This is a genomic window from Ferruginibacter albus, from assembly GCF_020042285.1.
Taxonomy (GTDB): domain Bacteria; phylum Bacteroidota; class Bacteroidia; order Chitinophagales; family Chitinophagaceae; genus Ferruginibacter; species Ferruginibacter albus.
Window position 1 is genome coordinate 3,425,978 of record NZ_CP083388.1, and the last position, 12,130, is coordinate 3,438,107.

Annotated in this window: 12 protein-coding genes; 5 read left to right on the forward strand and 7 right to left on the reverse strand. The window is 35.2% G+C overall.

The window, feature by feature from the left end; genetic code table 11:
• Nucleotides 1–61 precede the first annotated feature (61 nt).
• The gene (locus K9M53_RS14655; protein ID WP_224016315.1) at nucleotides 62–1,759 is read right to left on the reverse strand and encodes an N-acetylmuramoyl-L-alanine amidase; all 1,698 of its coding nucleotides are present in this window, start codon (nucleotides 1,757–1,759) and stop codon (nucleotides 62–64) included.
• 197 nt (nucleotides 1,760–1,956) lie between these two features.
• On the opposite strand from K9M53_RS14655, the gene K9M53_RS14660 reads away from it, so the two are divergent.
• On the forward strand, nucleotides 1,957–3,105 hold the full coding sequence (locus K9M53_RS14660) for a GAF domain-containing sensor histidine kinase (RefSeq protein WP_224016318.1): 1,149 nt from the start codon (nucleotides 1,957–1,959) through the stop codon (nucleotides 3,103–3,105).
• 25 nt (nucleotides 3,106–3,130) lie between these two features.
• Here K9M53_RS14660 and K9M53_RS14665 read toward each other — a convergent pair whose 3' ends face one another.
• From K9M53_RS14665 to K9M53_RS14675, 3 genes are all read right to left on the reverse strand, one after another.
• Nucleotides 3,131–3,655, reverse strand: coding sequence for a CPBP family intramembrane glutamic endopeptidase (locus K9M53_RS14665; protein ID WP_224016320.1), 525 nt, complete (start codon nucleotides 3,653–3,655; stop codon nucleotides 3,131–3,133).
• Nucleotides 3,656–3,863: 208 nt separating this feature from the next.
• Nucleotides 3,864–5,645: an acyl-CoA dehydrogenase family protein gene (locus K9M53_RS14670; RefSeq protein WP_224016323.1), complete on the reverse strand. Its 1,782-nt coding sequence runs from the start codon at nucleotides 5,643–5,645 to the stop codon at nucleotides 3,864–3,866.
• Nucleotides 5,646–5,702: 57 nt separating this feature from the next.
• Complete coding sequence (locus K9M53_RS14675; RefSeq protein ID WP_224016326.1) at nucleotides 5,703–6,143, reverse strand: MarR family winged helix-turn-helix transcriptional regulator; 441 nt, start codon at nucleotides 6,141–6,143, stop codon at nucleotides 5,703–5,705.
• A gap of 137 nt (nucleotides 6,144–6,280) precedes the next feature.
• Between K9M53_RS14675 and K9M53_RS14680 the strand changes: the two genes are divergently transcribed.
• Nucleotides 6,281–7,417: a glycosyltransferase gene (locus K9M53_RS14680; protein ID WP_224016328.1), complete on the forward strand. Its 1,137-nt coding sequence runs from the start codon at nucleotides 6,281–6,283 to the stop codon at nucleotides 7,415–7,417.
• 41 nt (nucleotides 7,418–7,458) lie between these two features.
• On the opposite strand, the gene K9M53_RS14685 is transcribed toward K9M53_RS14680, so the two are convergent.
• Nucleotides 7,459–8,115, reverse strand: a complete 657-nt coding sequence (locus K9M53_RS14685) for a DUF2490 domain-containing protein (RefSeq protein WP_224016330.1) — start codon at nucleotides 8,113–8,115, stop codon at nucleotides 7,459–7,461.
• A gap of 70 nt (nucleotides 8,116–8,185) precedes the next feature.
• On the opposite strand from K9M53_RS14685, the gene K9M53_RS14690 reads away from it, so the two are divergent.
• Nucleotides 8,186–9,283 (forward strand): ABC transporter permease, encoded by a 1,098-nt coding sequence (locus tag K9M53_RS14690; RefSeq protein ID WP_224016333.1) that lies wholly within the window; start codon nucleotides 8,186–8,188, stop codon nucleotides 9,281–9,283.
• On the opposite strand, the gene K9M53_RS14695 is transcribed toward K9M53_RS14690, so the two are convergent.
• Together K9M53_RS14695 and K9M53_RS14700 are read right to left on the reverse strand one after the other, a co-directional pair.
• Nucleotides 9,280–9,756 carry an Lrp/AsnC ligand binding domain-containing protein gene (locus K9M53_RS14695; RefSeq protein WP_224016335.1) on the reverse strand — a complete coding sequence of 159 codons (477 nt, stop codon included), beginning with the start codon at nucleotides 9,754–9,756 and terminating at the stop codon, nucleotides 9,280–9,282. The two genes, K9M53_RS14690 and K9M53_RS14695, sit on opposite strands and share 4 nt — an antisense overlap.
• A gap of 369 nt (nucleotides 9,757–10,125) precedes the next feature.
• A complete protein-coding gene (locus tag K9M53_RS14700) occupies nucleotides 10,126–10,857 on the reverse strand; it encodes a metallophosphoesterase (RefSeq protein ID WP_224016338.1) in 732 nt (243 codons plus the stop codon).
• 171 nt (nucleotides 10,858–11,028) lie between these two features.
• Between K9M53_RS14700 and trmB the strand changes: the two genes are divergently transcribed.
• Together trmB and K9M53_RS14710 are read left to right on the forward strand one after the other, a co-directional pair.
• Nucleotides 11,029–11,736: a tRNA (guanosine(46)-N7)-methyltransferase TrmB gene (gene trmB, locus K9M53_RS14705; RefSeq protein ID WP_224016341.1), complete on the forward strand. Its 708-nt coding sequence runs from the start codon at nucleotides 11,029–11,031 to the stop codon at nucleotides 11,734–11,736.
• Nucleotides 11,711–12,118, forward strand: coding sequence for an MGMT family protein (locus tag K9M53_RS14710; protein WP_224016344.1), 408 nt, complete (start codon nucleotides 11,711–11,713; stop codon nucleotides 12,116–12,118). The genes trmB and K9M53_RS14710 overlap by 26 nt, the downstream gene beginning before the upstream one ends.
• Nucleotides 12,119–12,130 lie beyond the last annotated feature (12 nt).

The window sequence follows — 12,130 nt, forward strand, 5'->3', positions numbered from 1 at the left end:
AGCCTAATTTCTCACAAAACAAAGAGCAGACAACATATAAACAACATCAGTGAGCCTTTATTTACTTACAGTTATTTAAAAAATCCTTAATGCCCAAAACCATTTTATCAACCATTTGCTGCTGAAAATTTTCATCTAATGCCTTTTCTTCTTCTGCAGGATTGCTTAAAAACAAGGTTTCTATTAATGCATTGGGATACTCTGTAGGGCTATTCAACATAAAATTAAAGGAGCCGGTATTACCATACTCTTTCAATCCTAATTCCAGCATTCGTTTGTAAATAAAATTACTTAATGGCTTAAACGAAATATAGCGATAGTATGTGCTTACACCACTAACATTTATCGGATCTTCCGATGAATTCAAATGAATGCTTAGCAACAGATCGGGCATGCTGTCCCGGTAAAAAAGTATACGTTGATGGTTGTCTACGTATTGTTCCTGGGTTCTTGTCATAATGACCTTTGCTCCTTCTTTTTGTAAAGCAGCTTGCAGTTTTAGTGCAATCGGCAATGTTATATCTTTTTCAAAAACGCCTGTTGCACCAACAGCTCCAGTATTTGTTCCCCCATGACCTGCATCTACAGCTATTGTTAAATTTTTTAATGCCAGGTTATCAGGCTGATGTTTTACCTGGATAACCAGGTCGTTGTAATTATTATAGTAGATACAATAACCCCATAATTGCTGGTGTTTTAATTCGATCGTAATACGATAAACATCATCTTCCATCTGTTCATAATAGACATTCTTAACCTCTTTTGCGCTTTCAAATTGCTTTATCCAGTTGGTGTTATTGGTAGCGCCAAAAACATCCACTACAATTTTTGAAGGATCAATTAATTGAAACGATTGATATGGCAGCCGTTTCGACAAGCTTACAGTTACATAATCAAACTTATCATCACCATATACTTTCCAGTTACCTGTAAGCGATCGAGGGACAAGCGTTCCGGCAGGCATAAAAGTTAATAAGTCTTCATCCGGTACATATGCTGTTCTTGTTTTAGATAATTGTACACGGTATTTATACCCGATCTTTCCGGTAATATTTAACAATATATTGCTATCTAAATAACCAATTTTGGAGCCCCCCAATCTATCACTTCCTAACCCAAACTCTATATAAGATAACCTTCCTTTTGTAACAGCAATATTAGAAGCAGGTGCAAAAACAGAAAATGTATCTTTTGTATAAGCCGATGATTTTCGATTATCCTTATCCGTTAGCACTACCGGAAATCGAAAGTTTTTAAAGCTGTCCGTAGCTTTAATCGTGTATTCACCCTGATAAATACCCGGCATTCCATTGGTCTGGGATGCGGGCAATTCATTTAAAACAGTGTTGCCTACCCTAACCGTACAATTAGGCAATGCTTTTACCTTAAATTGAATTTTATCTCCTGCCTGCAAACTCGAATTTCCTTCAGGAAAGCTTTGCACAGACGCAATGGTTAATGCTTTAACTGTATCTGCAGGCTTAGGTATAGAAAAGGAATAATGTATCTTTTTGTTTATTGTATTTCCTTTATTAGAAGCAGCAATGATAAAGTCACTATCTCCAACATTAAGATTTAATTGATAAGCAAAGCCGCCGGTGCTATAAACTTTTACAGGCGTATCATTAATAGTAATTGTACAACCCTTGCAAGTTGCGCCGGCAATAAATTGTTTTGAGTAGTTGGTATAGATGGTTTCTTTCGTAGGCTGCTGCAAACGGATAAATAATTTGCCTGCATCTTGAGCAATAGAGTTCAAACTTATTAGTAAACAAAAAAATAAAATGGGTTTTTGCATAAGTAAAGTTAGCAGAAAAGCCTATGAATACTATTGATATACAACCTCATTTTTAGTTAAAATACCGTCGACACCTTCGAAGTTCTTCTATATGGCAACTCGGAATAATCGTTGAAATTTGCATCTTAGTTTGACCCGAATCACAAAATAATCCGGAAATGAAAATAGCTCCCTTACCCATCAATGAGGAATTACGTTTAAAAGATCTTTACTCCTACAACATTCTTGATTCTGAAAAAGATCAAAACTTTGATGATCTTGCTCAATTAGCAGCCGATATCTGCAACTGTCCGATCGTTGGATTATCTTTTATTGACAAAGAGAGAATATGGGCAAAGGCTGCAGTAGGAATGGAAACAGCCAGCATAAGCCGTAATGTGGGCTTATGCGCTTATACAATTTTGCAAAATGAAGTATTGATCGTTAAAAATGCCCGTGTCGATAAACGGTTTTATAATAACCCATTAGTAATCGCCGGGCCAAAAATCGTTTTTTATGCAGGCGCCCCTATTGTCAGCTCTAATGGATTTGTATTAGGCGCTGTAGGTATTGTAGACACAAAGGTTCGGGAAGACTTTAACGAACAGCATGTTCATGCGCTTGAGCTAATTGCGAAACAGGTTTCTCTTTTATTAGAGCTAAGACTTAAAAATATGCAGATAAGTGAAACGGCGGAAAGGCAAATTGCCAACGAAAAACGGATCAAGCAATTAGCTATGAAAGATAAGGATAGTGTTAAAAGTTCTATTGCATATGAATTACATGAAAACCTGCTACAAACCCTTGCTGCTACTAAACTGTTTGTACAATCTTCCCAGGAAATAACAGATATGCAGCCTTATTTTCTGCAAAAGACAAAACAAAGCATAGAACAAATGATCAGCGAGGTAAAAGCTCTATCGAAATCTATTTCACCCACTACTCTTACTAATGCAGATTATTCTGATTATATAAGAGACTTTGCTAAACAATTCGGACAGGAACACGATATAAATGTACGCGTTGGCAAAGCGGATGCAATAAAAAACGCATTACAAAGCGTAGGACTCAACTTATTTCGTATTACGCAATATCAGTTAGAGATCGCTAAAAATTCGTTTGCTAAAAATATTTTTATTGCTGTTAAAAACGAAGATGGAATTACTTTGGATATTAACGATGATGGTGTTACCAAAAACGAGGGCAATATAGACAATATCAATTTGTATAATAAAATATTAACCCGTGCTGAAATTATAGAAGCCAAGATCAAACAAGCATCTTCTTCTTTTGGTAATTCATTACAAGTGAAAGTGGGGCTTATATAAGATGCAAAACCTTTCTTTATATAAATTATTTAGGCAGGTGGTAATGAGTTGAAACGTAAAGCAATGCCAGGTCCCAAAAGAAATGACAGAAAATAAGCACTTTGATATTCTTATATTTCCAATAAAAAGTGGCGAAAACAATTCCTATACAAAATGGACCTACAATATTTTTTACAGTTCCATAACCGATATGAATTGAAGCAAACAAAGCAGCGGAAACTAAAATTGCCGCAAAAGCATTTTTAAAAAGCATTTCCAGCCGAGGCTGTAAATATCCCCTAAACAAAAGCTCCTCAGTAATTCCTGCTGTTACTGCCGCAAACAATAAAAGCAAATTATTCCCTTTAAGCATATGCAATACTTCTTCAAGTTTGGCGCTATGCTCTTTTGTCTTCATTAATACTTGCAGAATAAGAATAACGATTGCAGGAAAGATGAGGTTAATCAATAAAATAACAAAAACGTATAAAAGGTATTTCGAGAACTTATATTTATTTTCTTGCCATAACAAGAATTTTTGTTTCTCAACTTTATCGGCATACAACCACATGGCACCGGCAACTAACCAACAATAGAACCGGGTAAGCCAAAATATGCTGCTATCGATTTTTTGTATTGATTTGGAAACACATAACGGGATGAAAAGCATTAATACAAGCAGCAATAAAATGCCGCCAACAATTACATAAGTTTTTTTACCAAGGGTAAAATTCATAGATTCTTTGTTTCAAAAAAGAAACGAATATATCTGAAAATCATCACCAGGCAAATCTTTCTGCTTCAATCAATTTATCCGCAATTCGCCTGCGGGCATCTTTACTGTTAAAAGATTCTGTTTTGGTAAAACGTTTTATCCCTAATAACATCATACGTTGTTCATCCCCCGAGGCAAAAGAATTAACAGCTTCCTTTGCATATTTACTAATATTATCAGCGGTATCGTATAAAAGCGTTTGCAACATATCAGACTGAACGGAAACATTATTCCCTAGTGCAGTTAATTTCTCTACCCTTAATAAAGCACTTTCTGCAACAAACGTTTCAATAGCCATATCAGCAATGTTCATGATGATCTCTTCTTCACTTTGCAAATTCATCATCAACTTTTGAACAGCAGCACCGGCAACCATTAAAATACATTTTTTAAAGTTGATGATCATTTTCCTTTCTTTAGTAAAAGCAGTCTCATCATCATTTCCAAATTCAGGAATGCTCATTAATTCTTTTGCAATTGCCGTGGCAGGACCCAATAAATTCAATTTGCCTTTCATTGCTCTCTTTAAGATCATATCCACTATCAGCAAACGATTAATTTCATTAGTACCTTCAAATATTCTATTAATACGACTATCCCTATAAGCACGACTAATAGCATATTCATCGCTAAACCCATTGCCTCCGTGAATCTGCACGCCTTCATCCACCACGTAATCCAGCGTTTCACTTCCATTCACTTTTAAAATGGCGCATTCTACTGCATATTCTTCCGCTGCGCCCAGTAATGCTTCATTAAATGGTTTGGCTGAATGTATCAATTCGTTCTCTTTATCATCTATCCATTTAGCAGTTCTGTACAATGCACTTTCTGATGCAAATATTTTTATAGCAGATGCTGCCAGCTTATGCTTGATGGCGCCAAAATTGGCAATAGCCGTTTTAAACTGTTCCCTTGCTTTTGCATATTGAACTGTTGTTTCCAATGCAGCCTTAGAGCCACCTAATGTTGCAGCACATAATTTTAATCTGCCAATATTTAAAATATTAAATGCTATGATATGCCCCTTTCCGATCTCTCCCAGTAAATTTTCAACAGGCACTTTACAATCCTGGAAATAGAGTTGTACTGTTGACGATCCTTTAATTCCCATTTTATGTTCTTCCTGTCCTTGAGTAAATCCTTCAAAGCCACGTTCAACAATGAAACAGGAAAATTTATCACCATCAATTTTTGCAAACACGGTATATACATCGGCAAAACCGCCATTGGTTATCCAACATTTTTGTCCATTCAATAAATAATATTTTCCATCGGCAGATAAAGCCGCTGTTGTTTTAGCACTTAATGCATCACTGCCGCTATTAGGTTCAGTTAAGCCATAAGCGCCTTTCCACTCGCCTGTCGCCAGTTTTGGAATATACTTTTGTTTTTGTGCTTCGGAACCAAAATATAAAATGGGCAATGTGCCGATTCCAGTGTGAGCAGCTAATGCAACACTAAACGAATTGCCACCACCCAATCCTTCATTTACCAATGTAGATGTAATAAAATCTTTCCCTAATCCATTCAACTCTTCAGGAACGGCAGTGCCTAACAATCCTTGTTCACCGGCTTTGTCCAATAAAGATTGCATTAAGCCCGGCTCCTGCTTATCGATCTTATCCATAACAGGAATTACTTCCGAGTGAAGAAATTGCAGGCACATTTCCTTCACCATTTTTTGTTCTTCGTTAAAATCTTCGGAGATAAAAGTTTCAGAGGCAGCGCTTTCTTTGATAAGCCATTCACCACCTTGTGTTGATGTAAGCGATGTTGTTTCCATAAAAAACTATTTTAATTGAGCAATCGATTTTCAGTTTTTACGGCAGTTATTCGGTAATTATCTTAAGTTCTCATATACAACCTGTAATACTTCTTTAGCTATTTCAATTTGTTGAGGTTTTACATTTTTTAATGCTTCGCCTAATGTTGAGGCTGCAATCGTCATTGTTTTTTCCTGCAATTGCTGCGCTTCTTTTGTAAGAAATATTTTATTGATACGTCGGTCATTTTTAGAAAGTGTTCGTTTCACCAATTTTTGTTTTTCTAAATTATCTACCAGCCTGGTGATACTGGGCTTATCTCTAAATGTACAGTCACATAATTGTTGCTGACTTAGTCCATCTTCTCTCCATAAATGATACAGAACACTCCATTGTTCAATAGTTATATCAATACCGGCTTGTTTAAAATTTTTCTGCAGCCTTCTGGCAATAGCAGTGGATGCTTTACCGGTCATAAAAGCATACAGTTCTCCGTTTGAAAAATAGTTGTTGGGCATATAGTTGTATAAGCAACTATTCAAATATAAAGCAAATTGTGTTTATTTTTAAAACAATAATTAAATATTTTTTCATTGTTGATTTTTAATGCAACATTCTTGTGCCGCTCAATTGTACCCCATACCTTTGAACATACATGTTAGCAGCTATTCTTCTTATTACAGTTATTTTTTTCTTAGGGTATGCAGTACTGATAGGCTATTATTACAAGGGTTGGAAACAATCAAAAGAAGTGATAATTACCAGTACACATTTTAGTGCATCCATTTCCGTTATTATACCTGCAAGAAATGAGGAAAATAATATTAAAGCTTGCCTCAACGCTGTTTTATCACAAAATTATCCCGCTCATTTATTTGAAGTAATTGTAGTAGATGATCATTCTGATGACAAGACCGCAGAGATAGTGCGATCATTCAATACTATACGACTGATATCATTAAAAGATTTTACAGGAAACGAAAAATTAAATTCTTATAAGAAAAAAGCGATCGAAACGGCTATCGCTCAAGCACAAGGTGATCTGATTGTAACAACTGATGCAGATTGCATTCCTTCAAAAAACTGGCTTTCTGCCATTGCATCGTTTTATGAACAAAAAAAATCAGCGTTTATAGCTGGGCCGGTTTGCTATTTCAATTCCGATAAACTAAATTTTATTGAAACCTTCGAGTCCCTCGATTTTATGAGTATGCAGGGAATAACTGCTGCATCTGTAAATCAAAAATTTCACAGTATGTGCAATGGTGCAAATCTGGCTTATGAAAAAAAAGCATTTATAGAAGTAGGCGGCTTTAAGGGAATTGACAATATTGCCAGCGGCGATGATATGCTTTTAATGCATAAAATTTATACCCGCTATCCAGACAGAGTAGATTATTTGAAATCGAAAGATGCTATTGTTGAAACACAACCCATGAGCACATTATCGGCTTTTTTTAACCAACGCATACGCTGGGCAAGCAAGGCAGATAAATATGATGATAAAAGAATTTTTTGGGTATTGTTGTTTGTGTATTTATTTAATTGCTGGTTTATTATATTATTCATCTATTCACTATTCACCATCCATTATTCACTATTACTTGGTTCATTAATTACAAAAACCGTTATTGAATTAGTGCTAATGATTCCAGTAACAAAGTTTTTTTCTCGCCAAAAACTATTGTGGTGGTTTCCAATAGCTCAACCTTTTCACATCCTGTATATAATCATTGCAGGTTGGCTCGGCAAATTCGGTAGCTATAAATGGAAAGACAGAAAAATAAAATAGAACGTTTTCTTCTTATTTCTTTTCTCTTTTGCATAAAAAAATTACAAATCAAAATTGTGAAAAGCAATCAGGTTAAATTGACCTCGTGAAGTATTTTCCTGTATTTGTGTCATTGCTCCCGCTTCCATTCTAAATCTATTACTGAATACATAACCCAATCCACCGTACAAGCGATTCCTGTCAAACACCGGTTTATCTGCGTGTAAAAAAATTTCGTTGTAAGCAGAAAAATAAACAGCCCCCTTTCCCATTTTCTTTTTATTTATCGGAACATTTGCCGATAAAAAATAACGGAACCGCATACGAAACCTGCTTGCTAAAAAACGTTCTTCAATACGATAACGATGTGATATGCTTACACGATTTATTTTTTGCTTTAACAACACTTGTTGATACAAACGATGTTCTGTTGTATGAGTTACTTTGCCTCCTGCATTATACACTCTGCCTGAAACAAAAGCATACCCTTGTGCAACACTTACATCAGGTGTTATATTATACATAGCTGCAGTACGAAGCAATAATTGTTCTCTGTCGTCAATAATATTATAGCTACGGTATTGAGCTTCCGTCCAGATACTCCATTTATCACTTATTTTCCCATTACCGAAATAAATAAGCCAGTTGCCAAATTTTGATTGTTGTGCGAACGTATGTGTTGCAGCAAGAAGTAATACAGCTAAAAGTATTTTTCTCATAGTCTTTTATTGATTTGCAAAAATGCTGCAAAGATTCTTTTAAATTCGTTAAAACTTATTTGTCATCTAAATGTCTTCGATTTTATTATTACCGGGATTATGGAAGCGCCTGAAAAAAAACAAAGGAGCTTTATTTGGTTTAATAATAATTATAGTTGCCGTATTGATGGCAATATTCGCTTATTACCTGGCTCCTGATTCTTCTCCTAACGCAGATCTGCAAACAGTAGAAATACAAGCCAAAAAACCAGGCTATCAGCAACTTTTCTTAAAAATTCCAGATATAAGAAATAACAATGCTAATTGGTTTCAATATTTATTATCCGGCAGACAAAACCAATACAGGTTAATTCCAATAACCGCTTATACTATTAAAGGAGATATAATAACTGTAAATAAATATGTTGATGAAGACACAACAGTTTTACAAACCTATTCTGTTAATCAACTCACTAATCATCATCCTGAAAAATTAAATCAAGAAAATATAATTACTAAAAAATATTGGTTAGGTACAGATAAATTTGGTCGTGATATTTTAAGCAGGCTAATTATTGGTACAAGAATAAGTTTGGCCGTGGGTTTAATTGCTGTACTTATTTCTCTTACTATCGGAATTATTTTAGGCGCTTTCGCCGGGTACTACCGTGGATGGATAGACGAAATTATCATGTGGCTGGTAAATGTAACCTGGAGTATACCAACTTTATTATTTGTATTTGCTATTACGCTGGCTTTAGGCAAGGGCTTCTGGCAAATATTTATTGCTGTTGGACTAACCATGTGGGTGAGTGTTGCACGTTTAGTACGTGGGCAGGTAATTGCTGTTAAAGAATTGGAATATGTTCAGGCAGCAAAAGTATTAGGCTTAAATGATGTTAGAATTATTGTAAAACATATCCTTCCTAATATACTAGGACCTGTAATGGTTATCGCAGCTGGAAATTTTGCAACAGCTATAATTATTGAAGCGGGACTGAGCTTTTTAGGCATCGGTATTCAGCCGCCACAACCTAGCTGGGGATTAATGATAAAAGAGAATTATAATTTCATTATTACGCACAATCCTTTGCTGGCACTTATTCCGGGATTTGCTATCATGTTACTAGTACTGGCGTTCAATTTGTTAGGGAATGGATTGAGAGATGCGTTGGACGTGCGGGCTTAATCTTCTTTTGGCGCTACCTGAACATTTCTGTAAAAGCTTTCTTCCAACGAAATAAAAGTTTCGGTGCGTTCAATCCCTTTTATTTTTTGTAAGGCATCATGTAACACGTAACGCAATTGAGTAATATCCTTGCAGACAATTTCAATGAACATACTATAGTTACCTGTTATATAATTAAGACGAACAATTTCCGGAATGCTTTGCAAATCCTTGGCAACAGAATCATACAAGGAGCTTTTTTCTAAATAAATACCAACAAATGCAGTAATATCATACCCTAATTGTTTGAGATCTACATTGAGTTTTGTACCTTTAACAATACCGAATTCCTGAAGTTTTTTAATGCGTACATGAATCGTTCCACCGCTGACAAATAACTTCTTCCCCAAATCAGCGTAGGATATTTCCGCAGTTTCCATCATTTCATGAATGATCTGTAGATCCAGTTTGTCGAGATTTAATTTTGATGCCATTTTACAAAGACAATTTCGTTGTGATTCAACAATAATGCTAATTTATTGAATAAATTCTATATTTACAAATTTTTTATTAAAATATTTTTAATGTACAGGCATTTTTATATAATTTTGTCTTATCAAAGTTCTTATTACATCTGCTGATGTAGAAAATTGTGGGGTGATGAAATCTTTGGCAGACATGCCCTCTTGTCTCGGGGGTGGAGATTACGGGATAAACTTAGTGTAGAGCCGACCGTCAGGCCGACCAGGATTGACCACTAAATCTTTGCACTATAGCTAACTGCTCCGTGGAGGTTCGACCCCTCCCCCTACAGCAAAAAGCCTTTGTGAAATTCACAAAGGCTTTTTTATTTCCAATAAGTTCTAGATATACCTGCCATGTTCATTTGGATAAAAACTAAACACAGGCTTGCTTTGCCAAAATTGTTTTGACTGAACATTGATTGCCGAAAGCTTTCCTTTAAAAGCGGCGCCGGTATCAATATTCCAAACATTATACGCCTGTATAGGAACATCTATTTTATACTTCACCGTAGGCGTGTGTCCAATATATATCTCGTTAAAAAGCTGTAACCGTTTAGGAAAAAAAGGAGAACTGACCGGCAAGCTTTTATCCATAGCGATCGCCATTTCCCAAAGTGTTCTATCCCATGTATAATTAGCCGGATACCGCTCATGCTGCGGACCTCTTAACGAGGAAAACCCTGCATGTATGAACAACTTATTATCATCATCTACATAATAATCCCGTAAGCGTTCCAAGAAATTAATATGTTGTTTCTTTTTTGTTTTCGTTATCCCAGCATAACTTTTTATAGTTGCTTCACCCCCACTCGAAAACCAAAGCTCATTTACAGTTCCTGTTTGCAACCATTCCAGGCACCATACATCATGATTGCCTTTAATGAATATGCAGGACTGTTTTGATTCCAACTCCATTAAAAAATCAATTACGCCTGAAGCTTCGCTCCAGCCATCTACATAATCTCCTAAAAAAATAATGGTATCTTCTTTTTGTAAAGGCATAACAGCCAAAAGTTCCTGCAATGCTTTTAATCCACCATGAATATCACCAATAGCAAATACTTGTCTCATAATTATTGTAAGCAATAGTTTTCAACTTAAATATGCTAACATCAATTTAAGAGAAAACAAGTTGATCAATTTACCTTAAATATTTTATATATATAATGCGAGAAAGATAGATGATATGCATTTCATTACCAAATTGTTTACTCATACGCAGAGGTTTTATATTTGCAGGTTATGGGTCAAAAAAAACTGCTGCGTTTTGCCGCAATAAAAACTTTTGCCAATGTTTTGGAATATCCTGAAGGAATGCAGGGACAATGGAATACTTTTTTTAAAAATGATCATCCTATTGTATTGGAGTTGGCTTGTGGCAGAGGAGAATATACCGTTAACCTTGCGAAATTATATACTGATAAAAACTTTATTGGCATAGATATCAAAGGAAACCGTATTTATATTGGTGCAAAAAAATGTTTGGATGAAAATATTACCAACGCTGCTTTTGTACGTACGCAAATAGAAAAATTACCGGATTATTTTTCGGTGAATGAAGTAGATGAAATATGGATAACTTTTCCTGATCCGCAATTAAGAACTTCCCGTGCAAAAAAACGCTTGACCCACCCACGCTTTTTACGTTTATATAAAAAACTTTTAAAGCCGGATGGCTTTATTCATTTAAAAACAGATTCTCCCGATCTGTATAATTTTACGAAGTTGGTAATAGAATTGTATCAATTAATATTAATTGATGATTGCGATGATGTATATGCAAAAAGCAATAATGAAGAATTAAAAATCAAAACTCATTATGAAGGATTGGACATTGCACAAAGCGATAAAATATTTTATCTTAAATTTAAATTGCCTGAGATCATTATTGATAAAGATGAAGCATTAACACAGTTATTACAGCATGAGCAAAGTAAAATTGAAGGATAAAAAAACACCGATCAAAAAAGCCATTGATCTTCCTGTTGAAGGGAAGGCAAAAGAATATTCTTTTTTTAAAGATGTATATGATGTAGTACGTCAAATTCCCAAAGGGAGGGTAACCTCATATGGTGCTATTGCTACTTATCTTGGAACAAAATTATCTGCCCGCATGGTAGGCTGGGCAATGAATGCAGCAGGTTTTGCCAAACCAAAAGTTCCTGCTCACCGGGTAGTTAACCGTAATGGAATGTTAACAGGTAAGCATCATTTTGCTACACCAACACTAATGGAAGAATTATTGAAAAAAGAAAAAATTGAAGTAAAGAAGGATACTGTTGTAAAATTTAAAGAACTGTTTTGGGATCCTGCAACAGAATTATCTATATAAATATAAAAAGCC

Excerpts from the sequence above, each read along its gene's own strand:
- K9M53_RS14700 (WP_224016338.1), bottom strand. The coding sequence starts at position 10,857 with ATGAGACAAGTATTTGCTATTGGTGATATTCATGGTGGATTAAAAGCA.
- K9M53_RS14690 (WP_224016333.1), top strand. The coding sequence starts at position 8,186 with ATGTCTTCGATTTTATTATTACCGGGATTATGGAAGCGCCTGAAAAAA.
- K9M53_RS14710 (WP_224016344.1), top strand. The coding sequence starts at position 11,711 with ATGAGCAAAGTAAAATTGAAGGATAAAAAAACACCGATCAAAAAAGCC.
- K9M53_RS14660 (WP_224016318.1), top strand. The coding sequence starts at position 1,957 with ATGAAAATAGCTCCCTTACCCATCAATGAGGAATTACGTTTAAAAGAT.
- K9M53_RS14680 (WP_224016328.1), top strand. The coding sequence starts at position 6,281 with ATGTTAGCAGCTATTCTTCTTATTACAGTTATTTTTTTCTTAGGGTAT.
- K9M53_RS14685 (WP_224016330.1), bottom strand. The coding sequence starts at position 8,115 with ATGAGAAAAATACTTTTAGCTGTATTACTTCTTGCTGCAACACATACG.
- trmB (WP_224016341.1), top strand. The coding sequence starts at position 11,029 with ATGGGTCAAAAAAAACTGCTGCGTTTTGCCGCAATAAAAACTTTTGCC.
- K9M53_RS14670 (WP_224016323.1), bottom strand. The coding sequence starts at position 5,645 with ATGGAAACAACATCGCTTACATCAACACAAGGTGGTGAATGGCTTATC.
- K9M53_RS14665 (WP_224016320.1), bottom strand. The coding sequence starts at position 3,655 with ATGTGGTTGTATGCCGATAAAGTTGAGAAACAAAAATTCTTGTTATGG.
- K9M53_RS14695 (WP_224016335.1), bottom strand. The coding sequence starts at position 9,756 with ATGGCATCAAAATTAAATCTCGACAAACTGGATCTACAGATCATTCAT.
- K9M53_RS14675 (WP_224016326.1), bottom strand. The coding sequence starts at position 6,143 with ATGCCCAACAACTATTTTTCAAACGGAGAACTGTATGCTTTTATGACC.